The organism is Rahnella sp. RFA10(1/100) (assembly GCF_004195115.1).
In the GTDB taxonomy this organism is placed as follows: domain Bacteria; phylum Pseudomonadota; class Gammaproteobacteria; order Enterobacterales; family Enterobacteriaceae; genus Rahnella; species Rahnella perminowiae.
In genome coordinates this window covers 192,443-217,995 of the sequence record NZ_SEWR01000006.1, presented here as the reverse complement: position 1 = coordinate 217,995, position 25,553 = coordinate 192,443, and the positions used below count along the sequence as shown (strand labels likewise).

The window sequence follows — 25,553 nt, the reverse complement described above, 5'->3', positions numbered from 1 at the left end:
AAAAATCAGGCAATGAAGACAAAATACACGGCAATTGCCACGAAGAAACGATAAATCGCAAACGGGATAAACGAAATACGTTTAATCACCGCCAGGAAGGTTTTAATCGCGATCAGCGCAACAATGAATGCAGAGACAAACCCTGTGACAAACATCGGTAAATCTGACATGTTCAGGAAGCTGTAGCTCTTGTACAAATCCAGAGCCGTCGCCCCCATCATCATCGGCACCGCCAGCAGGAAAGAGAACTCAGACGCCGCAAAACGGCTAATCCCCATTAACATCCCGCCACTGATGGTCGCCCCTGAACGGGAGAACCCCGGCCAGAGCGCCAGACACTGGAAAACACCGATCATAAATGCCTGGACGTAGGTGATGTCATCCACGCCCTCGGCACGCGGTTTTTTGGGTTTCAGCAATTCAGCAGCAATCAGCAAGATACCGCCGACAACCAGCGAGTACATGACATATTTTGGCTCAAACAACGTTTTGATTTGAGAGTGCAAAAGCAGCCCCACTACCGTTGCCGGAACCATTCCCAATATAATATGTAATAAATTCAAACGGCGAAAACCGGTGCCTTCGTGAACAGGCGGTTTACCGAAATGCAAACCTAACATGCTGAACAAACGACGCCAGAACATCACAACCACAGCCAAAATGGAACCTAACTGAATAACGACTTCAAATGATTTTGAGGTATCCCCGGTAAAGCCAAGAAGATTCCCGACAATAATCAAATGACCGGTAGAAGAGACAGGCAAAAACTCCGTGAGCCCTTCAACCACCCCCAAAATAGCCGCAACAAGCAAAGAATGACTTTCGACGATCATTATCGCACCCTACCCTTTAAAAGATCCGCTATGGGAAATATGCTTACAAAACAGACAATAAAAAAGCGGCATCATGCTGAGCCGCTTCATTAAAGAAACCCCGGCAACCCGGACTTTCCTTTTAACGCTTCTTTATGACATTAAATAGACAAGCGTTTTTTAAATTTTATCCATGACAGGATTTAAAAACGCTTTCCGCGCTCAATAATCACACCGACATTGGCCGCCTGAGCAACGGCACCCGGCTTGCTGAGCTTAATCCGAACCCACGGGGAATGAAACCGGCTCAGCAGCAATGTCGCAACTTCTTCCGCTACGCGCTCAACCAGCGCGAAATTTTGTGAAGAAACATGCTCGATCACTGCGTCACTGACATCAGCATAGCTTAAACAATCATTCACATCGTCACTGGCGGCGGACTTTTGGTTATCCCAGGCCATTTCGATATCGAAGACCAGTTTCTGTTTAATGGTCTGTTCCCATTCGTAAGCGCCAATAGTAGTGATTACATTTAGTTGCTCAATAAATACGATATCCATCACGCGATTCTCTGTTTTTGGCCCAGCCGGATACCACTTCCAGCAGAAAATGCGTATTATCCATGGATGTTGCGATTAAAACGACCCTTATTAGACGGAACGGCTTTATGAGTGCTACCGCGCTTGGAATGATTATTTTCGCCTACCTTTGCGGCTCGATTTCCAGTGCGATTCTGGTCTGCCGGGTAGCCCGCTTACCTGATCCGCGTACGGCGGGCTCAGGCAATCCTGGCGCCACCAACGTTTTACGCCTTGGCGGCCGTCTGGCTGCAGCGGCTGTTCTGATTTTCGATGTCCTCAAAGGCATGCTGCCGGTCTGGCTGGCATATCGCCTGAACATTCCGCCGATGTATCTTGGCCTGACGGCGATTGCGGCGTGTCTCGGCCACATCTACCCGGTATTCTTCCGTTTTAAAGGCGGCAAGGGTGTTGCCACAGCGTTCGGCGCCATTGCCCCGATCGGCTGGGACTTAACCGGCCTGATGACCGGTACATGGCTGCTGACCGTGCTGCTGAGCGGTTATTCCTCACTGGGCGCCATTGTCAGCGCACTGATAGCCCCCTTTTACGTCTGGTGGTTCAAACCCGAGTTTACCTTTCCGGTTGCGATGCTTTCATGTCTGATCCTGTTGCGTCATCACGACAATATCCAGCGTCTGTGGCGGGGCCAGGAAGGAAAAATCTGGGATAAGCTGAAGAAGAAACGTAAAGCCACAAAAGAAGATAAAGCCGAATAGCGGATAACGTCAGACTTCAGACATAAAAAACGACCTCAGCAGGTCGTTTTTTATTGGTTTTTTCAGCGCAGCAAGCCTGACTGAGCGGGAGCGAGACAAGGCACCAGGAGAGCTGAAAGCGCAGCATACTTGAGTATGTGAGCATTTCGGGTCGGCGCAGCAACGCAGTCGCAGCCCCGCTCAGACTGGCGAAGGCCTGACTCAGACTGGCGGAAGCTCAGCGAGAGGCCAGCGCGGGCGAACGGTCACACCGAGATCGGGCGTTGCACCGCTTTTCAACCGCACCATACCCGCATACGCGATCATCGCACCGTTATCAGTACAGAACTCAGGACGTGCATAAAACACCTGGCCGCCACGCTTCGCCATTACGTCAGCCAGTTTGGTGCGTAATGTGCGGTTCGCGCTGACACCACCAGCCATCACCAGCTGTTTAAAACCCGTCTGATCGAGTGCGCGTTTACATTTAATCGCCAGCGTATCGACCACCGCATCTTCAAAAGCGCGGGCGATATCGGCATGCGTCTGAGGATCACTGTCATTGCCACGAATGGTATTCGCTGCGAAAGTTTTGAGGCCGGAGAAACTGAAATCCAGCCCCGGCCGATCTGTCATCGGGCGCGGGAAGGTAAAACGTCCTGCAACACCCTGAGAAGCCATTTTCGACAGCAACGGGCCACCCGGGTAATCAAGGCCGAGTAATTTAGCCGTTTTATCAAAGGCTTCACCGGCAGCATCATCAATGGATTCGCCGAGCAAGGTATATTCGCCGATCCCGGTAACGCTGATTAACTGCGTATGGCCACCGGAAACCAGCAGCGCCACAAACGGGAAATCCGGCGGATTATCTTCCAGCATCGGTGCCAGAAGATGGCCTTCCATGTGATGCACCGGCACCGCAGGTACATCCCAGGCAAAGGCCAGGGAACGCCCGATGGTGGCCCCGACCAGCAACGCCCCGACCAGGCCAGGGCCGGCGGTGTAAGCCACCCCGTCGATATCCTGAGCGGTCAGCCCGGCTTCTTTCAGCGCGGCCTGAATCAAGGGTACTGTTTTACGTACATGGTCACGCGATGCCAGTTCAGGCACCACGCCGCCGTAATCTGCATGCAGTTTTACCTGACTATACAGTTGGTTGGCTAACAAACCGGCTTCGCTGTCATAAACTGCAATTCCGGTTTCATCGCAGGACGTTTCAATACCCAGTACTCGCATCACTCTTTCCATCATGTTTTCGCGCTAACTCGCGGCGCGCAGTTTAGCACACAAGCTTCTGCCGGTGCTGCACCGGAGTGGGAATTCCTCGCTTCACAGGCCAATTAATGTCGAGCAATTTCGACTGATTGGTATATAATCGCCGCCCGACGCAAAAGCGAGCGCACAATGTTGCAGAAGGGTTGCAGAAAGCGCCTGTTTCAATTTGCCGTTATGCTTTACAAGACGACGCGAATTGGAGTAAAATTCCGCACCATTTTGAAATGTGCTGGTACAACATCAGCAAACAAACCGATTTTATCGAGGTGAGAGGCACATGCCTGTAATTAAAGTACGTGAAAACGAGCCGTTCGACGTAGCTCTGCGTCGCTTCAAGCGTTCCTGCGAAAAAGCAGGTGTTCTGGCAGAAGTTCGTCGTCGTGAGTTCTATGAAAAACCGACTACCGAACGTAAACGCGCTAAAGCATCTGCAGTAAAACGCCACGCCAAGAAACTGGCTCGCGAAAACGCACGCCGCACTCGTCTGTATTAATCTTCGGGGGCAACCCCAAATCGCGTGATTTGCAATATTAAGAACGCGCAGACTGCGTAGTAACATACGAAGGCCGTGCTTTCCGAAAGGAATGCGCGGCTTGTTCTCGTTTATAGGCTAGTGAGTAAGGGGCTTATGGCTGGGAGAATTCCGCGCGTATTTATCAATGACTTGCTGGCTCGCATCGATATCGTCGATCTGATCGACGCCCGGGTAAAGCTCAAGAAACAAGGTAAAAACTATCACGCGTGCTGCCCTTTCCACCATGAGAAAACACCCTCATTTACCGTAAATGGCGATAAGCAGTTTTATCACTGTTTCGGCTGTGGTGCCCACGGCAACGCCGTCGATTTCCTGATGAACTATGACAGGCTTGAGTTTGTCGAAAGCATTGAGGAACTGGCGACAATGCAGGGTTTGGAAGTGCCGTACGAAGCAGGCACCGGTCCGAGCCAGATGGAGCGTCATCAGCGTCAAAGCCTCTACCAGTTGATGGCACCGCTTAGCGAGTTCTATCAGCAGTCACTTAAACAGCCTGCAGGAGCTCCCGCACGGGAATACCTGGCCCGGCGCGGTTTAAGTGAAGACGTCATCAGCCATTTCGCCATTGGTTTCGCCCCACCGGGTTGGGACAACGCATTAAAGCGTTTCGGTAAAAATGCCGATGATAAAGCGTCTCTGATTGATGCCGGTATGTTGGTCACTAATGACAATGGCCGCAGTTATGATCGTTTCCGCGAACGGGTGATGTTCCCTATCCGCGATAAACGTGGCCGCGTGATTGCCTTTGGTGGCAGGGTTCTCGGTGACGGTACGCCGAAATATCTGAACTCACCGGAAACCGAAATTTTCCATAAAGGCCGTCAGTTGTATGGCCTGTATGAAGCGCAGTTAAAGCATCCTACGCCGCCGCGTTTACTGGTGGTTGAAGGGTATATGGATGTCGTCGCGCTGGCGCAGTTCGGCATTGATTACGCCGTTGCCTCATTGGGCACATCCACAACCGCTGATCATATTCAGCTGATGTTCCGCAGCACAGATAATGTGGTTTGCTGTTACGACGGTGACCGCGCGGGACGTGAAGCCGCATGGCGCGCTCTGGAAACGGCATTACCGTATCTCAATGATGGTCGCCAGCTGCGTTTTATGTTTTTACCCGACGGCGAAGATCCGGACACGCTGGTGCGTAAAGAAGGTAAAGAAGCGTTCGAACAACGAATGGAACAGGCTATGCCGCTTTCCACTTTCCTGTTTGATTCGCTGTTGCCGCAGGTAGATTTGAGCAGCCCTGACGGGCGCACCAAATTGAGCATGCTGGCATTGCCGCTGATACGCCAGGTTCCCGGTGAAACGTTACGGATGTATTTGCGCCAACAGTTAGGGAATAAGCTCGGTATTTTGGATGACAGCCAGCTGGAAAAGCTGATGCCTAAACAGGCAGAAAGTAGCAATGTCTATCAGGCGCCCCAGCTAAAACGCACAACCATGCGTATACTTATAGGGTTACTGGTACAAAATCCACAACTGGCTACACTTATACCCTCACTGCAAGGTTTGGAGCAAGCGAAGCAACCAGGACTGGATCTGTTCAGCGAGTTAGTGACCACTTGCTTAGCCCAACCGGGGCTGACAACCGGCCAGTTACTGGAACTTTATCGCGACAATAAGTTCTACCAACAGCTTGAAACTCTGGCGACATGGAACCACATGATCGTAGAGGACATGGTCGAAGAGGAATTTCGTGCCACGCTAGCCAGCCTGTATGACTCGATTTTGGAGCAGCGGCTTGAAACATTGATTGCAAAAGCCAGGACGCACGGCCTGAGTCCCGAGGAACGGACCGAAGTCAGTTCCCTGAATCAGGTATTAGCGAGAAAAAGTTAAGCTTTTATAACAAAAACATATAATTACCCCAAGTAATTCGCGTTACTGAAAGGCAGCAAACGAAGAGTCCCGATGAGTTTATACCGCGGGCGATAAGAGCAGCCAACGCATCTGCAACGCGAAGTACGACGGGTAAAACCGAAAAAACGGCTTAAGTGCCGATAAAAAGCGGGGCACGGCCCTGCGCAGAGCCGCCCTGGTGGGCCGCGGCACAATAAACGCCCCTAACGTTATTGTTGGCGATGTTATCCGACCGACACCAACCCAAATACTCTGAAGTGTGGATACCGTCTTATGGAGCAAAACCCGCAGTCACAGCTTAAGCTACTTGTCACCCGTGGTAAGGAGCAAGGCTATCTGACCTATGCTGAGGTCAATGACCATCTGCCGGAAGATATCGTCGATTCCGACCAGATCGAAGACATCATCCAGATGATTAACGACATGGGCATCCAGGTACTTGAAGAAGCACCGGACGCCGATGATTTAATGCTGGCCGAAAACCGTCCTGATACCGACGAAGACGCTGCAGAAGCGGCGGCGCAGGTACTTTCCAGCGTTGAATCAGAAATTGGCCGTACCACCGACCCTGTGCGTATGTACATGCGCGAAATGGGTACCGTTGAATTGCTGACCCGTGAAGGCGAAATCGATATCGCCAAACGTATCGAAGACGGTATCAATCAGGTTCAGTGCTCCGTTGCCGAATATCCTGAAGCTATCACTTATTTGTTAGAGCAATATGACCGTGTGGAAGCAGGCGAAGTTCGTCTGTCTGATCTGATTACCGGTTTTGTTGACCCGAACGCTGAAGAAGAAATCGCGCCAACGGCAACTCATGTGGGTTCTGAACTGACCACTGAAGAGCAGGATGACGACGACGAAGACGAAGATGAAGACGACGACGCTGAAGACGACAACAGCATCGATCCGGAACTGGCTCGCCAGAAGTTCACCGAACTGCGTGAACAGCATGAAGCAACGCGTCTGGTCATCAAGAAAAACGGCCGTAGCCACAAGAGCGCAGCAGAAGAAATCCTGAAGCTGTCCGATGTGTTCAAACAGTTCCGTTTAGTGCCAAAACAGTTCGACTTCCTGGTCAACAGCATGCGTTCCATGATGGATCGCGTCCGCATGCAGGAACGTCTGATCATGAAAGTGTGCGTTGAGCAGTGCAAAATGCCGAAGAAAAACTTCGTCAATTTGTTCGCCGGTAACGAAACCAGTGATACCTGGTTTGATGCAGCTCTGGCAATGGGTAAACCCTGGTCTGAAAAGCTGAAAGAAGTCACCGAAGACGTGCAGCGCGGTCTGATGAAACTGCGTCAGATCGAAGAAGAGACTGGCCTGACTATCGAACAGGTTAAAGATATCAACCGTCGCATGTCGATCGGCGAAGCGAAAGCCCGTCGCGCGAAAAAAGAGATGGTTGAAGCAAACTTACGTCTGGTTATTTCTATCGCGAAGAAATACACCAACCGTGGTCTGCAATTCCTTGACCTGATCCAGGAAGGTAACATCGGCCTGATGAAAGCCGTTGATAAGTTTGAATATCGCCGTGGTTATAAGTTCTCAACTTATGCGACCTGGTGGATCCGTCAGGCTATCACCCGCTCCATCGCCGACCAGGCGCGTACCATCCGTATCCCGGTACATATGATTGAGACCATCAACAAGCTCAACCGTATTTCCCGTCAGATGCTGCAAGAGATGGGCCGTGAACCAACGCCGGAAGAGCTGGCTGAACGTATGCTGATGCCGGAAGATAAGATCCGCAAAGTGCTGAAAATTGCGAAAGAGCCAATCTCCATGGAAACGCCAATCGGCGACGATGAAGATTCGCATCTGGGCGATTTCATCGAGGATACTACCCTCGAGCTGCCACTGGATTCTGCAACGTCTGAAAGCCTGCGTTCTGCAACACATGACGTTCTGGCTGGCCTGACCGCACGTGAAGCGAAAGTTCTGCGTATGCGTTTCGGTATCGATATGAACACTGACCACACGCTGGAAGAAGTGGGCAAACAGTTCGACGTTACCCGTGAACGTATCCGTCAGATCGAAGCGAAAGCGTTGCGTAAACTGCGCCACCCAAGCCGCTCCGAAGTGCTGCGCAGCTTCCTGGACGATTAATCGTTCTCAGGCTGTCAGCCAATAAAAAGCCCCGCCTTTCCCTGGAAACGGCGGGGCTTTTTCATTTGCATCTTACTGAAGTCATCATTACTTCCATTTTCTGCTAACTGAGTTCCGGATCCACTTCAATCCATTTTGAGTCGTCAGGTAAGGGAATCATCCCCTGACTCACACCGGTAATACCCAATACTTTTGATGTCTGATGATCTGCATGAAAATCCAGATAAAACGTTTCGGCGAAGCTAAGCAGATCCTCCGTATTATCTGCAGATTCGCAGGCATCAATATAGACATTCCCTTTATAAGTTTGTGTGAGTAGTTTTGCCGGAATATCTTCTTTGATCGCCACCTGCATTGCTGCCCGGCGAATAGCGATAAACACACCCCAGTTGGATGGCGTATCCAGATATCCAGAAGAATCAATTTTTTTATAAATTCTGTTATATTTATTTTGCGGAATATTAATCCCGTAGATCTGATGAAACTTCTCCGCCTCTTTGGGCATATATATTTTTCTCCCTCCGTGGAGATGAATAAAATGAAATAATCCGGAAAATCCCCCGTGTTCAGCAAACTCCGACGCTATCCAGGGCATCACCGACATAATGCTGACACGGTTCTTTTCACAAAAGTTGATTAGTCTTGCTTCTCTTTCCGAATGCCGGAGCGGTAGTCCTGAAAATAATTCGAACCATTCCTCCAGATTCTCCTGTCTTTCTTCTGTTTCAACATTAGCCATATCTCCTGCTCCTGAAGAATCACATTGCCCGACTGCTTTGCTGCTCACCCCGAATGAGGCGATGGAATAAGTTTTAGTTCAGTTGAGCGTATTCACACGGGGGAAGCATTCCTCTTACATTAAATATCCAAATGTATTCATGAGGAACCGGGAGAGAATAAAGCTGCTTTAATAGTGAAATGGTTCGTAAAAATAGCCAAAAACAAGATTATTTTTAAAAAATATCGACATATTGATATTTAATATCAGAGGGGATAAGAGGGAGAGGCCATAGCGTTATGCTGTGGTTTGTATTGATAAGAATAGTTCACGGTATGCCGATACCAGCTCATCCAGCGTCGCCCGGTTCAGACCGCTTGGGTTAGGCAACACCCAGACTTCTGTGTCACCGATTTTCAGCGTCTGACGCCCCCAGTTAACTTTGCTGATACCAAATGCTTTGCTGAATGCCTGTTTACCTAAAACAGCCAGCGCACGCGGCTGATAGTGCTCAATTTTCGCCGTCAGCGCTGCGCCCCCTTCCCGCAATTCATCGCGAACCAACTCCGTTGCTTCAACGGTCGGACGTTCCACCAGCATCGTGATCCCGCACCTGGTATCCAGCAAATGCTGTTCTTCTTCAGGCTTCAGTAAACGCCTGGTAAAACCAGCCTGATAGATAACTTTCCAGAAACGGTTATTGGAATTAGCGAAATGGAAACCATGATGAGCAGTGGACAGGCCGGGATTGATGCCGCAAAACACAACAGAAAGATCCGTGGCAATAATATCTGTAATCATTATTATCCCTTAAGATGTATTTACCTGAGTTATAGGTAAAAAAAGCTGTGAACACAACAGACTAAAACTGTGCACAAAACGCGCATACAGACCGAACACATATAGACCTGTAAGCAGAGTTTACCGTATAATCCTGCACCTCGGCCCTTTAGCTCAGTTGGTTAGAGCACGCGACTCATAATCGCTTGGTCGCTGGTTCAAGTCCAGCAAGGGCCACCAAATTTTAGCTTTAAAATCAAATGACTAAGCCACCTATCAGAAGATGGCTTTTTCTTTTCTCAATATCATTGCCTCAAAATTGCCTCACCAGAAAAAATCTGCCTCGTGGTTTTGACCCTGAATTGTTGATATCCACCTCCAACCTGCGCACCTCAATTTGTTCTCCATAAAAAAACCGCATTCGCGAGCTTCTGTTGAAATGTGTTTTCAGTGCATCTGGAAGGACTGCTGCTGATGTTTATCTGGATGCAGTTGAACGGCGTGAACTGTTCCCGGCTCCACAATGATGTCAGCGAGCGACTCATGGATTTTGAACGTGCAGCTGCAATTAATATTCTGACATTGATGATAACGCTCTTTAGTGTTCGCGCTCAGGTAACGGCTTGAACGGGCGTGGGTGGCGTTTGGCATCTCGGGCAGCGCATCATTTCAATCACCATGTAATCATTTTTAATCATATGAAATCATTGTATATTATCCCGCAAAACATACATCTGACATTCCAGTGATTTACACATTCAATTTATTAGACTCAAAGAGTAAAAATATAAGGGGATTCCTACCCAAGCGACAATGTCAGTCCTCCGCCTTTAAATTTCCGTTGTACAGACAAGCTAAAGAAACTGTAAGTTCAGTCCAGCAAAAATTTGCCACCTGGGCTGACCAGGCCCATGATCAGCTACTGAGCCCTGTGGTTCGATAAAAAAGTTGTAGACGGTTTTTTCCTGCTTGATGACCTGCCCAATCCCCAGCCCCATAGGCACGCTATAACTGTCGTTCTGGAAGTTATAAGCCCATATAGGTGCCGCACGAAGATAAGTACCGCCCCCTAACTGATAGAAGAGAAATGGCTGAAATGTTCCGAGATGAATATCGCTGCGATCATCTTTTCCGGCAAAACTATGCTGCCAGGAAGCCAGGTACCCGTATTGAAACTTCGGCGAACTGGCGTCAAACAGCACGTTAACCAGACCCGCAGACCACTTTTCCGTACCCAGTGAATCATCGCTCGCAGTGGGCGCTGTAATTTGTGGGCCAAAGCCAAAGCTGACAGCAGGGTTACCCGTGTCGATCAACCATGAAGCGAAAAGGTTAAGGTCACCGGTGCCGGTTTTGTGGCCGCCATCAGGAGGGGATGGGTAAGTATTGATGGGCAAAGAACCACGCAGCAGCCAATTACTTTCTCCAAGAGAAAACGGCTGTGCATAACGAAACCAGAACTGGTTAGCATCTTTATCCGTGCCGCTGACGTCACCAATATAATAGTTCTGCATGTTGAATGCAGTCATATTGGCTAAGGGGTTATTCGCCTGCGCAGCATCCGCCCCATGCTCTTCGGCAGCAAGGGCATAACCCGAAGTGAGGCTTAAAAGTGAGGGTATTAATATCCTACGCATAAGACCACCTGAAATTAGCTCCCCTGCGGTGAAGACACCACAGGGGAGCTTGGTTTATGGTGTGACGATATTGAACCAGAATTCAAACTTATCCATATAGCCCAGCATTTCATCCAGTTTTGCACCGTTGCCGGTCACTTTCACGTCGCCTTTATCTTCAGCTTGTTTCAGTGTTTCTTCTTTCAGGATGATTTTATTGAGGGTATCGCGGTTCAGGACAATAGTTGCATCAGCATCTTTTGCCTCTGCGTCAGCAGTATGATTCAGGACACCGTTTTCCAGCTCCAGTTTGTACTTGCCGCCGTCACTGCCCAAATCAACGTTAAACACGGCTTTTGCATTCGCTGCTTTCTCGCCATTAATGTGAACACCGAGGTAATCAAAGAACATTTCCGGTGACATGGCTTTTACCGTATCCGGGCTTGCTGTATTCGGCGTTGGCAGTTTCTGTACGCCATTACGCAATTCCTGCGCGCCGGTAAGATAGAAGTTACGCCATGGCCCTGACTCAGCCTGATAGCCCAATTGTTCCAGTGCGTCAGCTTCGAGATTACGGGCAGCCTCATTCTTCGGATCAGCAAAGACCACTTTACTCACGACCTGAGCAACCCAGCGGTAATTCCCCTGATCGTAATCCTCTTTGGCCTTTTTCAGGATGTTATCCGCACCGCCCATGTAATCGACAAATTTCTTCGCCGCTTCTTCTGGTGGCAGTTCATCCAGTGTTGCAGGGTTGCCGTCAAACCAGCCGAGATAAAGCACGTAGGTAGCTTTAACGTCATGACTCACAGAACCGTAATAGCCACGGCTCGCCCATGTTTTAGCCAGACCGTCAGGAAGTTTAAAGTTCGCCGCAATTTCATCACGCGTCAGGCCGGTGTTCGCCAGGCGTAGTGTCTGATCGTTGATGTAACGGTACATGTCTCGCTGACTTTTCATCAGATTAACGACGTTATCTTTACCCCACGTCGGCCAGTGGTGCTGAGCCATGATGATTTCTGCTTTATCACCCCAGCGATTAATGGCGTCGTTGATATATTTTGACCATGCCAGCGGATCGCGGATTTTGGCACCACGAAGCGAGTAGGTGTTATGCAGGGTATGCGTGATATCTTCTGCTGCTTCGATGAGTTTTTTCTCCTCGATATACCACAGCATTTCCGAAGGGGCTTCAGAACCAGGAGCCATCATGAAATCGTAGGTCAGGCCATCAATCGTTTCTTTCTGACCCGTTTTAGTAAAGTAGTTGGTTGGTGCGATTAGTGTAACTGTACCCGCCGATGTGGTGGTTCCCAGCCCCGCACCTACTTGCCCTTTTGCATCTGGTTTCAGCAGGTTACCGTACATATAACTCGCACGGCGACTCATGACATTACCGGCCATGATATTCTCGGATACGGCTTCATCCATAAATCCGGCAGGGGCATAAATTTTTACTTTACCGGATTTCACATCCGCTTCGTCAACCACACCACGCACGCCGCCATAGTGGTCAACGTGGCTGTGGGTATAGATCACTGCGACAACAGGTTTTTGCCCGCGATTCTTATAATACAAATCCATGCCCACTTTGGCGGTTTCTGCCGACACTAACGGGTCAACCACCGTAATACCTTCTTTACCCTCGATAATGGTCATGTTGGACAAATCGAGATTACGTATCTGATAAACGCCATCCGTGACTTCAAACAGACCGCTGATATTGATTAACTGTGACTGCCGCCAGAGGCTTGGATTGACACTATCAGGCGCCTTATCCCCTTCTTTGATGAATGCATATTTCTGCGGATCCCAGACGACATTCCCCTGTGCGCCTTTGATCACATCCGTCGACAAAGCAGCAATAAACCCTTTATGTGCGTTGGTAAAATCGGTGTTATCGGAGAAAGGAAGCTGATTATAAAGTGCGTCATTAGTTTGTTTGGTGGCCGCCGTCGCATCTTTTGGGGCTTCTTGTGCAAAGAGTGGTGTGAGTGTGGTTGATGAAAGTAAGCCTGCCAGAGCAAGGCTTTTGACTATCAATTTAAGTTTCATTCCTTATCCTCAAAAAGTAATCATCCCCATATGGGGCTTGTTCAATAATCCGCACTCGATATACCTCACGCGGGATATAACGATCGCGGACTAAATTTTCATGACTCGTTTTAAGAATAATCGCGAACTTACATTTCGCAATTTTTTGACATAAAAAACATACAACTATTTAGATATAAAAACTTTTCTAACCGAAATAGAAGTAAGTATAATTTAAAATTTCAGATAAATAAGAGTTACATTCTTTTTCCTAATCACTGCTTTCCGCAGCCTCATAACTCACATCTGACAGCAATACCTCCAGATTCAACGTCGTCACAAAGCCACTGCCGCCCAGGCTGTGCGTCACCTTGCTGATTATCTAGTGCTGCGCGTCGATCACGGATTTAAAGCCGGACAGCCCCGCCGCCAGCGTGGTGTCTGCATCCACCGTGACCGCGTAGGTCACGCCGTTAATGCGCTTGGTCTGAATGACCGTACCCGCCGCCACGGTGCCCGCATGGCGGGCATCTTCTTTGTAAAAATGAATGGCACCCTTTGCCGCCGTCGCCGGTTTGGCCGTGAGGTTTACGCCCCAGGCCAACATCCGCAGCATTGCGCCGCTGGCCGCCGCCAGATACATATTGGCCAGCACCGTGTTAACGAGAATGTCTTTGATCCACAGCACCGGTGGCCAGGCTGGGAGCACTGCTACAGCGTCCAATTCTGACAACCTGCGAGTTATTGACTGGACAGACACAGCCGCCGTGAGGGCGATTGTGGCGCGTATAAGGGAAGAAACACCGAAGGTGAGTAAGTTACAGCGAAGTTTTGACCCAACGAAAGCCCGGGATGTTGCTCCATCGGCGAGATTGACGACAGAAGAACGGGCACGTTTGCCTGAAATTGAGCGAGAATTGATGAAAAGCAAAATCACTGCTGCGCGCTGGGAGTAGGAGGTATTAAGCAGCGGGGCTACCTTGAAAATAGGTGATACAGAATTACATTTCGGAATGGTTGAGGATTGGCCGGAGTTTAGCTAAAAGAAATGCCCTGGTGGGCGTTTTAGTTCATTTGCTGAGTATTTCAATCTGAAGCTTTTAACTGCAGCCGGATGTGTAAGTGAAATAAATAAATTACTCCTACAGCAAGCAAGGCTGAAACACTCATCGCTATATTTAGGTATAGGTCTAATATTCCCTCTGCATCGTAGATACCAAAGAACCATGCAAAGTGGTGCATTGCGCCCTCAGTGATGAAGTTGTCAATCACCTGGCTAAAGATGACCGTCAATACGAAGAACGCAATCAGATAGCCTAAGGCCGCAAAAAAAAACTTAACCCACTTCATCCAACCATAATCTTAATAATTCCTCAATAAAGGACACGATTTAAGGCATGTTCTTCTGCCACAGACTACTTATTGGTTTTTGAGGCATCTTCCTGTTTAACCTGTTCCATCCATCCTTCCAGTGACCATAGACAGGTTGCGGATTCAACTCCAGGAACATCTAGCAATGCCAGACGTGTTTCATTATAAATACGCATCACTTCTTCTTTAGACTTATTTAACGGGGAAACACAGGATAGAACGCTTCCTTGCTGATGCTTATATTTGTGCTTATCGAGTATGGCGAGAGTGTTCAATGTCTCTTTAACATTTGGGGCAATAGCATAATAAAGTGCTTCGGAGAGCTGTTCTGCCTGTTGCTGATTGATCACCGGCGCTAAATCCGGTGCTAAAAATATCCAATCATTTTGACCGCTGGCAATATTATCAAGTGCGGTTTTCCAATCATCGGATGATATTTTTTCAGAGAATTCAGTTTCGCCATATTTTCGGATTTCACTGCGTAATTTTTGCGGAGTAACCGCAGCAAAAGCCATCACAGGAAACAATAAAAGTGCAGCAAAAACCCTCATCTGACTACCTCAAGAGATTCAGACGACCCTCGGATTTGGTGACGCACTGATGGCGGCAGGATAATACAGCCCTCAGATGCGAAACCTGATGGCCCGTGCGTTCTTTCACCATGAATTCGAAATAGGCTCCTGCCAAAAGAATCGCCAGATGTTTGGTGAAGTTCTATGGTCATTGGGCCTTTAGACGCAGTCGTGGATCCAATTCGATAAGTCCCACGTGGGAGAGGTCCCATTCCTCTAACATGTTGGCAGTCAGGGTTGTTTTTGTTAGTCAAAACGCCGGAATAACCTTGTCCAACAAGCACACCATCGTGGAACATTTCGCCGGTACTTTGTTTGTATGTCCAAACCATTTTCACATCTCCTTATGCAGTAGCGCGTTCGTTCCAGCTATCAGAATGTTGAATGTTCCCATCCAAATACTTCCACGTGATTTTTTCATATCTCAATTCAACGTATTCGATGTGGTTTATTTTTTCGCCATACGCAGATTGAATATCGTGCATCATTGGTATAATCCCAATAATTTTTACGTTTTCTAAAAGAGTATTAAAATATTCCACTTCCTGCCCAGCATCATTGATACGGTAGTATTTGATTTCAGCGGATTTGAGCGTCTGCCCGGTGCATAAAGCTTTATAGATATAGGGGGTCGATGAATCAATTTCCTTATCGAAAGTAAACGGTGCATGAATTCTGGTGCCCGTTGGCTTACCAGTATTGTTGTCATTGGGGATTGAAACGTCATGCGTAAAACCTACTATCTCAATACTTCCCTCACGTCCCCGGACCTCGACAGAACCTTTAATATCTGCTCCACCGTCATCCTTCAACCATAAATACGCTGGTATAGCCATTGTTAACAACTCCTTATGTTTTGTAGGGAAAACATACACCCAAAAAAACCCTTGAACAATATGGACTTTTACCGCAAGGCAGGGATTGTCTATTTTGCCAGCAAAGCATTCAGGTGGTAGATTATTGCTATGCATAACATTCAGAAATATATGGAAATCATATCAGAAAAAACCTAGAACACTGTATAAATACTCAGTTAAATGAGGTGGGAATGGAAGGCTTACAAACGGCTGCATTGTTGGAGAGGTTCGCGTTAATTGCCAAATTAGCCACATCTACAGATTGCGATCATGATGAACGTGAGATGGTTGCCATTTGGATTGCGGAAATGGCCGTAACCGCAAAAGAGGGGTTACTTGCCATTATCTTTGATGTAAACGGTGCGGGCAAAATCCATTGATTTCGGTGCATAGCTCTTTGAGGGGCTATGCATGCATTACCTGCATGTATTTGCATGATCCAGAAAGGATCAAAAAATGCCTGTTCGCCCTGACCTAGTTTGTATTGTTAAATTGTGCCTATCAACTGGCGCACGCTGGTCAGAAGCAGAAGAACTCAATAGAAGCCAGGTCACAAAATATAAAGTCACTTACACAAAGGCAAAAGGCCGGAAAAATAGAACCATCCCTATAAGTGAAGATCTTTATGACTCTTTGCCAGAAGTGAAAAAAGGGAGATTGTTAAAAAATTGCTACGGCGCTTTCCGTTCCGCTCTGGAGCGTACAAATATTGAGTTGCCCGCAGGTCAGTTAACGCACGTACTGCGTCACACTTTTGCATCTCACTTTATGATGAATGGCGGTAATATTTTAGTTCTGCAAAGGGTGCTTGGACATACAGATATCAAAATGACTATGCGATATTCTCATTTCGCACCGGAACACCTTGAAGAAGCATTAAGGCTTAATCCTTTAACAATTATCTGATTTCACAACGCTCTGTAGCAGGTGCGTATAAATTGAACAGTTGACCTTCCTTAATTATATACCGGAGAGCATTATGGAGAATAAGGGATTACTTCACACAGACGTTATCAGGCAGCACACCGTACCGAGATTTCTGCTTCAGCATTTCGCCATCAATACGGAGAAAAGTAAACGGGGCGGTCAGATATTCGCTTTTAATAAACAAACCCGTCGGGTTATGAAAATGAGCGTGAATGATGCAACTGTTCATAAACGGTTTTACAATCTTCGCGAACAGCCCACGACTGTCAGCCTTGAATCCCTGCTGTGTCTCTATGAAGGCAGAGGTGCGTCGGTGATCCAGAGGCTTATCTCCACGAAGAACATACAGGGACTCTCAGAGGAAGAAAAATTCAATCTGGCCCAGTTTGTCACTGTGCAACACCTCCGTTCACGAGGTGAGTATGAGAACCAGAAGCACATAGCACAGGGGCTTTATAATGCGCTCAAGTCAAGAGGCATAACCAGTGGTGAGTTCGAAGATTATTTCAGCGAAGAGCGCTTTGAGCAAAATACCAAGGGCAATTTTCTGGGTCAAATTGCTAACTGCGATTTTGAGGTGGCAGTGCTTATAGACAAGGAATGGCTGCTGTTTGAAACAACTGCAGATAAACCATTTTATATTTCTGATAATCCCGTTACTCTGTATAACGAAAATAAGTTCAGCGATAGGAGTAATACAGGAATAGCCCTGAAAGGCATCCAGATATATATCCCCTTGTCCTCAACACTGATGCTGGCCATGGTTTGCCCTTCGCTGAATGACGTTCTCAGTGAAGAGCGAAAATTCATCTATAAATGTATTGTAAATAACATTGGCGGCAAAGACTTAAAGATTTTTGAAAGACTCGACTTCCTAAAGTGTTTGCTGGACAAACGACTGGTTAATATTGAGGAGTGGCGGCTGACCCACCTGAATAATTTACAGGTCTGGCGAGCAGAGCAGTTCATATTCAGCCAAAAGGATGATTTTGAGCATATAGGAAAGTTGCTTGATGAATGTCCAGAGCTGACTTGCGGCCCACGCTCTATTGTTTCATAACGCTTACATAACAAAGGATAAAGTGAAGGAGGAGAATATTATGATAGAACTACTCGGCCTCATCGACTGTATTCGCCCAAAGCATCGACACTCACATCTGGGACAGGTAACAACGACCTCGGTCAGCCATGAGCAAAAAACGGAAGTTCGCAATTGTTATCACCGCCGGGTAGGCATTATTAACATTGTCCAGTGTTAATCAACTGGGAGTAGGTCACTGCAGTTGGGTCGCAACCTGTGTGTAGGCAGTCAAATGCTTTATCCACTGGGGCCCCTAAGAAATTGCTGTATTTATATTTACAAGTTGAATTAAATTACGATTACTTAATCAGGAAAGTGACTTAACGTCCCACAAGGAAGCTAATGCATAATACAGCCTCTATTAAGCTTGACCTCAGCGAATTGCAGGACAGCGGTCCTCTGCTCAGAAAAAGCAAACTGCAACCCGGTGACGTTCTGTTGGTGCGGGGGAACAACCCATTTAGCTCATTGATTGTTATGATGAGTGGGGGACAATATTCTCACGCCGCTATTTGGATCCCGGGAGGGGATGCTGATTTCACAGATCTTTTTCTTGCTGAATCTGACACAGCCGGAGTCGGTTTCACCCGTATCATGCCAATGAGTCTTTATCAGGAAGGACTGTCGACCTCTGAGACGGTATATTGTATTCCTGATAATCCTAAGAGCTGCGTTTTACTGCGTCACCCTGAGTGTAAAAATATTGATGAGGCCCAGATGTGTCAAGCGTCAATACAGCTCCAGAAAAATGATTTTTTTAAAACTTATTCAGCTGTGCCACGGCTGCTTGAAGCCGTGACGTTACCCAACCCATACCATCTTCTCCTGAAAGGTTTAGCTCAAACAGTAGAGTGCTGCCGTGTTGATGAGGGCACTAGGGGTGCATTCTGTTCAGAGCTGGTCGCGACTTTTTTCTCGACCCTTGGCCTTGATCTATTCTCTAATGACTTGCATCCACACACGGTATCGCCAAATGATTTTTTACTGCCAGAATGCCGCTTGAAGGTTGTTACTGATGCATTTGTAGATACGAGTACTCTGCCTCCAGGAACTTATGGATACAGTTCTATTGTTCAGGGCAGAAAGAATGACCCTTACCTACGCGCAATGATAAAAAGGCGCGGTGTTAGCGATCAACTTAGCGCTACCGTTGATTGCTTCACAAATAACCTGCGTGAAGCAAACACTAGGCTTACTGAGCAACAGAATGAACAGGCCACCATCATTGAAAACCAGTTTATGCAGAGTATTGAGCAGGCGGAGGTTTGGGGCGATTCAAGTGAGGTTGAGAAATTACAGCGTTACGCGATAATGTATAAATACGGGAACCGCTTACTTCAGTGTTTAGATGAGTATGATAATCGTCTGCGTAATGTAGAACCTCCTTCAGCGGATATAGATTCCTGGAATAATACGAACGCGAATCTGCAATATATTGCCATCGAAATGATGTCCTGTGCTCAAAATGCGTTAAACCGAATCAAAATTGTTTCAGGTCTGCGCAGAGTAAGGAAAATACACAGCAACTCAAAACCGAGCATAGCGAAGTTATTAAAATTCAGACGATTCCGGGTAAAAATATTGAGAGACTGGCAGAAGAGTAAACATGAAAACTATAATACCCGTAATTTCCTGAAACGATTATTAGCGACAGGCATGCTCAGCGAGCAGGCGCAGGCCTATAGGCGCGATGTGGCCCAAATAACTTATCAGTGCCTGATTAATGAATTTACGCCTAGAAAGACACTTGATCTTATTCCGCAGTCTAATGACAAAGGCTAGTCTGATGAGGTTGCTCCATATCTCCTAAAGCGAACGGCCCTTCGGGCCGGAGCAAACCGGTGCTGATGAACCGATCATCCCGCTTAGCCTGCGCTTTCTGACGATTTTCTATGCCTTATTGCTATGGTTGATATTCAAACAGACGTTATTATTGTTGTTCTGCAGTTGTTACGCCGGATTAGTCATCTGGTAGATCAGTGTCAACTGCGTTTCAAACCCATTGGCCCCGACAGGCCGGGTCGTCAGCCCAACTCCGCTAAACGCCGAGCCGATAGACTTCGTCGAACAGCGAAAAAATGCGTTTCGGGCCTGGCTGCTGAGGTCCGATGACAGCAGACCTTTCAACTCCTACTGACTGGTCAACGTTTGCATCGACCAGTTGAATTCACAGCACAAAGCTGACCGTCTAACCGTAGCGCATCGCCTCAATGAGACCAAGAAACCAATGGCGATAAAGTGGCGATGAAATCGGTGATCTTCGGCAAAACGAGGCAATTATCGGCAAGCTATATCATTGTTTATAAACATAAATATATGATTTTACTAGGATACAGTTGATACTCATAATCGCTTGGTCGCTGGTTCAAGTCCAGCAAGGGCCACCAAATTTTAGCTTTAAATTCAAATGATTAAGCCGACTTTTTCAAGTCGGCTTTTTTATTGGCTAAATTCATTGTCCTTCAGGTGACACTCTGGCTTACAGCACGCCCTGCGCCAGCATGGCATCTGCCACTTTGACGAAGCCCGCAATATTCGCCCCGCGCACATACTGCGTCTGCTGGCTTTCGCCGCCGTACTCGACGCACGACTGGTGAATATCCAGCATGATGTGGCGCAAACGCGCATCGACTTCATCGGCTTTCCAGCTCAGACGCGCGGCGTTCTGCGCCATCTCCAGTCCCGAGGTCGCTACGCCACCCGCATTCGCCGCTTTACCCGGCGCGAACAGCACACCGGCATCGGTGAACAGATCAGTCGCTTCAATTGTCGTCGGCATATTCGCACCTTCGGCCACCGCTTTCACGCCGTTGGCGATCAACACACGCGCCGCTGATGCATCCAGCTCATTTTGCGTGGCGCAAGGCAATGCGATATCCACCGGCACATTCCACGGTTGCTGGCCTTCGAGATACGTCAGCCCGAGTTTCTGTGCGTAATCTGCCACGCGACCGTCGCGGCTGGCTTTGATTTCCGTCAGCAGTGCCAGTTTTTCCGGGGTGAACCCGGCTTCGTCAACCACGGTGCCGTTGGAATCAGATGCGGTGATCACGCGTGCGCCCAGTGACATGGCTTTTTCAATGGCATATTGCGCGACGTTGCCGGAACCGGACACCGCCACGCGCATGCCTTCGAAATCCAGGCCATGACGTCTGAGCATCGATTCGGTGAAGTAGATCAGCCCGTAACCGGTCGCTTCCGGGCGGATCAGACTGCCACCGAACGACAAGCCTTTGCCGGTGAAAACACTGGCGGTATTGTTGGAGAGCTTTTTCATCATCCCCGCCATATATCCGACTTCACGCCCGCCGACGCCGATATCGCCCGCAGGCACGTCCGTATCCGGCCCCAGATGGCGGTAAAGTTCCAGCATCAGTGCCTGACAAAAACGCATGATCTCGCCTTCGCTTTTGCCTTTCGGATTGAAATCGCTGCCGCCCTTGCCACCGCCCATCGGTAACGTGGTCAGCGCATTTTTGAAGGTTTGTTCGAAGCCGAGGAATTTGAGAATCGATAAATTGACCGACGGGTGGAAACGCATCCCGCCCTTATAGGGGCCGATGGCTGAACTGAACTGCACACGCCAGCCACGGTTGACCTGCACCTGGTTTTTGTCATCCACCCACGCGATGCGAAACTGAATGACACGTTCCGGCTCAACCAGACGTTCCAGCAATGCAGAACGGCGGTATTGTGGATTTTGTTCGAGGAAAGGCCATAGCGTGGTCATGACTTCACGTACGGCCTGAGAGAATTCGACCTGATGCGGGTCGCGTTGCTGGACTGAGGATAAAAACTGTCCGAGGGATTGAATCTGATCCATTGATTTAAAACTCCGTCTGTAGGTGATGTTGTCTTTTTTATTTACTGCTTATTTTTTGACTATGCATCGACTAACAAGCGGACATCAAGCAATTTATTCCCCAATAAAAACCTTACGATTTACGGCCTTCCAGCTTCAGTAACAACAACTTGTTCTCCAGTCCGCCGGCAAAGCCGGTTAATTTGCCGGAAGAACCGATTACCCGGTGACAGGGCGCCACGATAGAAATCGGATTGCGACCATTGGCAGCACCCACGGCGCGAACCGCTTTCGGGCGACCGATGCGTCGGGCGATTTCGCCGTAGCTGCGCGTCTCACCAAAAGGAATTTCCAGCAACGCCGCCCAGACTTCTTTCTGAAATTCGGTGCCGGTAAAATCCAGATCCAGCTCAAAACGTGTACGTTCACCCGCAAAGTACTCGTTCAGCTGTTGTTCGGTTTTCAGCAAAATCGGAAACGCCGGGTCTTCCAGCATCGTGCCCAAAGGCACGCGTCCGTCGATTTCACATTCCCACAAAATGGCGGTCAGCTTGTCGCCTTTCGCCGCCAGTGTAAGTAACCCGACCGGTGATGCCATCCGCTTGAATCTGTATTCCATCAGTCCCTTCCTTTGCAAGTTTTACGCCCCATACTTTACCGGAAAGGCAGGAACTGACGAAAATTATTTCAGACCAAGCTGTGCACGAACTTCCGCTTTCGCCGCGTCGAATTCGGTTTTGAAATCCGGTTGCTCTTCCATTTTCTGGGCAATCAGCGCAGCACCGGTGCGGCTCATCACGGTATCAGAACGGTAATGGAAACCAGCCACCAGACGGTTTTCGGCATAACCGGCTGCACGGGTAAACAGCGCATTACGTTTTTCCGGCACCATTTCACCGAGCACGGTCGCCATCAGGTAACCGATAGTCGAATGACCGGAAGGCCATGAGCCGGATTTGGATTTTTTCAGCAGCGGATGGATCTGTTCATCCAGCATGTAAGGACGCGGGCGGTTAAAGGCTTTCTTGGCGTGATCGTCCACCACATCTTCGGTCGCAACAATACGATCAAACAGTGCCGCGGTTTTCGGCAGTTTTGCGGCATCAAAGTCCGGCCCCATCACGTCGGCAAAACGCCAGACGTTTTCCTCAGCATCGGCAATCGCCGCTTTTTCCTGCTCCGGTGTACGGGTGGCCTGAATTTCCAGCAATTCTTTCAGTTCCGCTTTGGTCTGCGCCGAATCATCCGCCGGTGGCGCGGGCAGATATTTGGTCAGATCCAGTTCCTGGCTGGTGATAAAGGGTTTGGCTTCGTCAGCGGCCTGGACGGCAAACGTGGAACCGAGGGTGAAAAGCAGCAGAGCAACGAGGGTCTTGCGCACGGGAAAACTCCTGATATTAGTTTGAATATCAGGAGAGTAGAGAACAAGTGTGACACTTAAATGACAGGCGTCAGCCGAGCAAAGCGAGTTTGCCGGTCAGCTTACGCACCACTTTCTTTTTGCCCGCCAGCGCGATACCCAGCAGTTGCAGATTGTCCGTCGCTACAACAGACACAGCTTCGCGAAAGGCAGCATAATCAGTGGTCTGCTGTCCCCCGACCGGGAAAATAATACCATCCATTTCGTCGTCATTAAGCAGATGCTGATGGAGTTGCGTGAGCTGTTCGCTGTCGGCAACCAGCACGCTGATACCAATCGGGATCAACCCCGGATGCTCGCGGTTATCGGCATCAACCAGTGGCGCGCCTACCAGCGACGGATGGCGTTGCCCGAGCGTCAGGGCCAGTACGGCGGCGGCATTGGCGGCGTGTCCGGCGGCAAGTTGCTGATTGATCACAATCACACAGCGTTCCGGGGACGGGGGCAGAATTGTTGCAGACGTATTCATGATGACAGGCTCCGGTTCAGTTGAGTGCCGAGCTTAGCCTGTCGCTTTTTCTCAATCTGGAAGATTTGTGCATAAACGCCGGTAATGCGCAGGCGTGAGCTGATATGCACGGCGGAACCAGCGCCCGAGATGGCTCTGATCGGCAAAGCCTAAATCCGCCGCCACCGCTGCCGGTGTGTGTCCCCGCGCCAGACCTTCGCGGGCACGGGTCAGTTTCAGCTGAATAAGGTAGGCATGCGGCGGTAGTCCAAATTCAGCTTTAAACGCACGGCTGACTACAAAACGGCTTTCGCCGGTCGCTGCCGCCAGTTGCTCAAGACCGATATCTTCGTGCAGATGGGCATGCAGATATTCCCGTGCCTGATGCGCCACCCGTGACCACGGTGCAACGCCTTGTGAGCGCGGCGGCTGCCAGGTGAGATGACCGCCCAGCGCGCTGAGCAGCGCGTCAAGCGCGGTCTGACGCACGATGCGCAGGTCTTTACCATGCAGCGCCTGAAATGCCTGCGACGTCGCCAGTGCCAGTTGCGGATCCTGCGCTAAGGTATTTTCGAAACCCGGATCACCGGCCGAAGAAAGGGAATCACGCCGTGCCGCCAGTTCACGGCTCAGCCATTGCGGCTCGAGATACAACATGTGATAGGTGAAACCGCCGGGCTGCACGGCATCGCCGTCATGAATTTCGCCTGGTTCGAGCATAAACACTTTACCCGGCAGGCTCTGATGCTTCTGGCGGCGGCAGCTGAACTGCTGCAAACCGTACTGGGTGACACCGACCAGATAACTGTCATGCCAGTGAGGATCGTAAGCATGGCCTTCGAAATGGGCGCGGATCGTCTCGATCCCGCTGTCTTTATCTTTCGATAAATCGACCCAGTTTGCAGACGCCATAAATCCCCCGCTGAATGAATTAACAACAGGGTAACAAATAGAAGGGAGAAAAAGAAATGAAGGCAAACGGGTATCGGGATGACCGGGCTTGGGCGGCTTTCTCCCCCTTCGCAGGGGGAGGCGCTAACAAAAACTGCCAGCTTCTTCGCGGGGGATGCGCTGAAAAGCTTAGTGCTTCACGCTTTCAATAAAGGTTTTACGGGCGGTTTTGGAACCCAGACGTTCAGCTTCGTCCAGCAGTTTCAGGGCTTTATCAACGTCCCCTGCTTTCACTGCTTTCTTAATCGCGTCGTTAAAGTAAGTTTCGGAATCACTGAGCATTGGCTCAGACGGTTTTGCCGGGGCTGCCGCATGTGCCGGAGCCTGTGTGCTGCCGACGACGACCGGTGCTGCCGCTGCAGGTGCGGATGACGGGAAGATCTGGCCGATCATTACGTTGCCGGTTTTTTGCTCAGCGGTCACTTTCAGGCTCAGCGTGCCGGTTGGCGTGTGACGGGCAATCGGATCCGGGATATCCGGCACCGCATTACCTACCCCTGCCGCAAAGGCTTTCGCCGGGTTGACCATCTGCGTAGTGTCTGCCAGATCCTGACGGGTGGTGTACACCAGCAAATAAATTTGTTTCTGACCCAGCGCTGGCGTCAGTTTCAGTGTGCCTTCCAGACGGTCACTCGACACAATCCCCGGTTTCTGATACGGGAAATAGCTGGAAGGATAAAATGCCGCCGGACGCATCTGCTCATCCAGCACCAGAACATTCGGCGCATACACGGTTTTACCGGTCGCGATACTGGTCAGTGTGATTTCAAGCGAGCCACGGTCAGCAGGTAATGCGAAAGCCCCGACGGCACCCTGAATTTCACCCTGATTAATTTCAGCGCTGGACGTGCCCAGCGTGACATCCTGCGTCACTGGCGGAACCAGCGGCGTCCATGAAAGGTTGCGTAAGGTCTGGCTGGAAATAGCCGGTGCCGTATTCGCATCATTTTGCGCAGCATTCACTCCCGCAGGGACAGCAGCCAACAGGCTCAGCGACAGACACAGTGACAGCAGATTCTTTTTCATTATTGGTTCCTTTGAAATCACCATGAAGGCTGGCGGTCATCAGCGACAATCCGCCAGCCAGCACATCTTCTTTACTG

General features: G+C 49.2%; 24 protein-coding genes, 1 tRNA gene and 4 pseudogenes. 9 read left to right on the top strand and 20 right to left on the bottom strand.

Translation table 11 applies throughout. The features are described from left to right. Nucleotides 1–5: 5 nt before the first annotated feature. On the bottom strand, nt 6–830 hold the full coding sequence (gene bacA, locus ETV65_RS18270) for an undecaprenyl-diphosphate phosphatase (RefSeq protein WP_129954630.1): 825 nt from the start codon (nt 828–830) through the stop codon (nt 6–8). Between the two features lie 185 nt (nt 831–1,015). Continuing rightward, nucleotides 1,016–1,372 carry a bifunctional dihydroneopterin aldolase/7,8-dihydroneopterin epimerase gene (gene folB, locus ETV65_RS18265; protein WP_129954485.1) on the bottom strand — a complete coding sequence of 119 codons (357 nt, stop codon included), beginning with the start codon at nt 1,370–1,372 and terminating at the stop codon, nt 1,016–1,018. 107 nt (nt 1,373–1,479) lie between these two features. Between folB and plsY the strand changes: the two genes are divergently transcribed. Further along, nucleotides 1,480–2,109, top strand: a complete 630-nt coding sequence (gene plsY, locus ETV65_RS18260; RefSeq protein ID WP_129954483.1) for a glycerol-3-phosphate 1-O-acyltransferase PlsY — start codon at nt 1,480–1,482, stop codon at nt 2,107–2,109. Between the two features lie 201 nt (nt 2,110–2,310). On the opposite strand, the gene tsaD is transcribed toward plsY, so the two are convergent. Then, the gene (gene tsaD, locus ETV65_RS18255) at nt 2,311–3,324 is read right to left on the bottom strand and encodes a tRNA (adenosine(37)-N6)-threonylcarbamoyltransferase complex transferase subunit TsaD (RefSeq protein WP_129954481.1); all 1,014 of its coding nucleotides are present in this window, start codon (nt 3,322–3,324) and stop codon (nt 2,311–2,313) included. 316 nt (nt 3,325–3,640) lie between these two features. On the opposite strand from tsaD, the gene rpsU reads away from it, so the two are divergent. The 3 genes from rpsU (at nt 3,641) to rpoD (ending at nt 7,873) form a co-directional block, all read left to right on the top strand. Next, nucleotides 3,641–3,856, top strand: a complete 216-nt coding sequence (rpsU, locus tag ETV65_RS18250) for a 30S ribosomal protein S21 (protein WP_001144069.1) — start codon at nt 3,641–3,643, stop codon at nt 3,854–3,856. A 135-nt stretch (nt 3,857–3,991) separates the two neighbouring features. Continuing rightward, nucleotides 3,992–5,740 carry a DNA primase gene (gene dnaG, locus ETV65_RS18245; protein WP_129954479.1) on the top strand — a complete coding sequence of 583 codons (1,749 nt, stop codon included), beginning with the start codon at nt 3,992–3,994 and terminating at the stop codon, nt 5,738–5,740. A 294-nt stretch (nt 5,741–6,034) separates the two neighbouring features. Continuing rightward, complete coding sequence (rpoD, locus tag ETV65_RS18240; protein ID WP_129954477.1) at nt 6,035–7,873, top strand: RNA polymerase sigma factor RpoD; 1,839 nt, start codon at nt 6,035–6,037, stop codon at nt 7,871–7,873. A gap of 103 nt (nt 7,874–7,976) precedes the next feature. Here the strand turns inward: rpoD and ETV65_RS25025 are convergent, their stop codons facing one another. Further along, the gene (locus tag ETV65_RS25025; RefSeq protein WP_205951604.1) at nt 7,977–8,612 is read right to left on the bottom strand and encodes a hypothetical protein; all 636 of its coding nucleotides are present in this window, start codon (nt 8,610–8,612) and stop codon (nt 7,977–7,979) included. 276 nt (nt 8,613–8,888) lie between these two features. Continuing rightward, complete coding sequence (gene mug / locus ETV65_RS18230) at nt 8,889–9,392, bottom strand: G/U mismatch-specific DNA glycosylase (protein ID WP_129954475.1); 504 nt, start codon at nt 9,390–9,392, stop codon at nt 8,889–8,891. A gap of 142 nt (nt 9,393–9,534) precedes the next feature. On the opposite strand from mug, the gene ETV65_RS18225 reads away from it, so the two are divergent. After that, nucleotides 9,535–9,611, top strand: a tRNA-Ile gene (locus ETV65_RS18225). A 207-nt stretch (nt 9,612–9,818) separates the two neighbouring features. On the opposite strand, the pseudogene ETV65_RS18220 reads toward ETV65_RS18225, so the two are convergent. The 9 genes and pseudogenes from ETV65_RS18220 to ETV65_RS18180 all read right to left on the bottom strand — a co-directional run bounded on the left by ETV65_RS18220 (nt 9,819) and on the right by ETV65_RS18180 (nt 15,800). Further along, a pseudogene (locus ETV65_RS18220) lies at nt 9,819–10,039 on the bottom strand (ogr/Delta-like zinc finger family protein). A gap of 186 nt (nt 10,040–10,225) precedes the next feature. Next, complete coding sequence (locus ETV65_RS18215) at nt 10,226–11,008, bottom strand: hypothetical protein (RefSeq protein WP_129954473.1); 783 nt, start codon at nt 11,006–11,008, stop codon at nt 10,226–10,228. A 54-nt stretch (nt 11,009–11,062) separates the two neighbouring features. After that, nucleotides 11,063–13,042, bottom strand: coding sequence for an alkyl sulfatase dimerization domain-containing protein (locus ETV65_RS18210; RefSeq protein ID WP_129954471.1), 1,980 nt, complete (start codon nt 13,040–13,042; stop codon nt 11,063–11,065). Nucleotides 13,043–13,292: 250 nt separating this feature from the next. Further along, a pseudogene (locus ETV65_RS24955) lies at nt 13,293–13,442 on the bottom strand (phage late control D family protein); the annotation flags it as partial. After that, nucleotides 13,443–13,712: pseudogene (locus tag ETV65_RS25230) on the bottom strand (baseplate J/gp47 family protein); the annotation flags it as partial. Between the two features lie 395 nt (nt 13,713–14,107). Next, the gene (locus ETV65_RS18195; RefSeq protein ID WP_129954469.1) at nt 14,108–14,371 is read right to left on the bottom strand and encodes a hypothetical protein; all 264 of its coding nucleotides are present in this window, start codon (nt 14,369–14,371) and stop codon (nt 14,108–14,110) included. Nucleotides 14,372–14,436: 65 nt separating this feature from the next. Next, complete coding sequence (locus tag ETV65_RS18190; RefSeq protein ID WP_129954467.1) at nt 14,437–14,943, bottom strand: hypothetical protein; 507 nt, start codon at nt 14,941–14,943, stop codon at nt 14,437–14,439. Next, the gene (locus ETV65_RS18185; RefSeq protein WP_129954465.1) at nt 14,940–15,296 is read right to left on the bottom strand and encodes a tlde1 domain-containing protein; all 357 of its coding nucleotides are present in this window, start codon (nt 15,294–15,296) and stop codon (nt 14,940–14,942) included. The genes ETV65_RS18190 and ETV65_RS18185 overlap by 4 nt, the downstream gene beginning before the upstream one ends. A gap of 12 nt (nt 15,297–15,308) precedes the next feature. Continuing rightward, nucleotides 15,309–15,800: an Hcp family type VI secretion system effector gene (locus ETV65_RS18180; protein WP_129954463.1), complete on the bottom strand. Its 492-nt coding sequence runs from the start codon at nt 15,798–15,800 to the stop codon at nt 15,309–15,311. A 212-nt stretch (nt 15,801–16,012) separates the two neighbouring features. On the opposite strand from ETV65_RS18180, the gene ETV65_RS18175 reads away from it, so the two are divergent. The 4 genes and pseudogenes from ETV65_RS18175 (at nt 16,013) to ETV65_RS18160 (ending at nt 19,611) form a co-directional block, all read left to right on the top strand. Further along, nucleotides 16,013–16,201: a hypothetical protein gene (locus ETV65_RS18175; RefSeq protein WP_129954461.1), complete on the top strand. Its 189-nt coding sequence runs from the start codon at nt 16,013–16,015 to the stop codon at nt 16,199–16,201. 88 nt (nt 16,202–16,289) lie between these two features. Next, nucleotides 16,290–16,727: pseudogene (locus tag ETV65_RS18170) on the top strand (tyrosine-type recombinase/integrase); the annotation flags it as partial. Nucleotides 16,728–16,800: 73 nt separating this feature from the next. Then, nucleotides 16,801–17,808, top strand: a complete 1,008-nt coding sequence (locus tag ETV65_RS18165; protein ID WP_129954459.1) for a DUF4238 domain-containing protein — start codon at nt 16,801–16,803, stop codon at nt 17,806–17,808. Nucleotides 17,809–18,171: 363 nt separating this feature from the next. Then, nucleotides 18,172–19,611 carry a hypothetical protein gene (locus ETV65_RS18160; RefSeq protein ID WP_129954458.1) on the top strand — a complete coding sequence of 480 codons (1,440 nt, stop codon included), beginning with the start codon at nt 18,172–18,174 and terminating at the stop codon, nt 19,609–19,611. A gap of 697 nt (nt 19,612–20,308) precedes the next feature. Here ETV65_RS18160 and gdhA read toward each other — a convergent pair. The 6 genes from gdhA to malM form a co-directional block, all read right to left on the bottom strand. Then, complete coding sequence (gene gdhA, locus ETV65_RS18155; RefSeq protein WP_129954456.1) at nt 20,309–21,652, bottom strand: NADP-specific glutamate dehydrogenase; 1,344 nt, start codon at nt 21,650–21,652, stop codon at nt 20,309–20,311. 112 nt (nt 21,653–21,764) lie between these two features. After that, a complete protein-coding gene (locus ETV65_RS18150; RefSeq protein ID WP_129954454.1) occupies nt 21,765–22,250 on the bottom strand; it encodes a methylated-DNA--[protein]-cysteine S-methyltransferase in 486 nt (161 codons plus the stop codon). Between the two features lie 63 nt (nt 22,251–22,313). Then, nucleotides 22,314–23,012, bottom strand: coding sequence for a phosphatase PAP2 family protein (locus ETV65_RS18145; RefSeq protein WP_129954452.1), 699 nt, complete (start codon nt 23,010–23,012; stop codon nt 22,314–22,316). A gap of 70 nt (nt 23,013–23,082) precedes the next feature. Next, nucleotides 23,083–23,520, bottom strand: a complete 438-nt coding sequence (locus tag ETV65_RS18140; protein WP_129954450.1) for a DUF2000 domain-containing protein — start codon at nt 23,518–23,520, stop codon at nt 23,083–23,085. A gap of 51 nt (nt 23,521–23,571) precedes the next feature. Next, nucleotides 23,572–24,411 carry an AraC family transcriptional regulator gene (locus tag ETV65_RS18135; protein ID WP_129954448.1) on the bottom strand — a complete coding sequence of 280 codons (840 nt, stop codon included), beginning with the start codon at nt 24,409–24,411 and terminating at the stop codon, nt 23,572–23,574. A gap of 168 nt (nt 24,412–24,579) precedes the next feature. Continuing rightward, nucleotides 24,580–25,476 (bottom strand): maltose operon protein MalM, encoded by an 897-nt coding sequence (gene malM / locus ETV65_RS18130; protein WP_129954447.1) that lies wholly within the window; start codon nt 25,474–25,476, stop codon nt 24,580–24,582. Nucleotides 25,477–25,553: the final 77 nt, after the last annotated feature.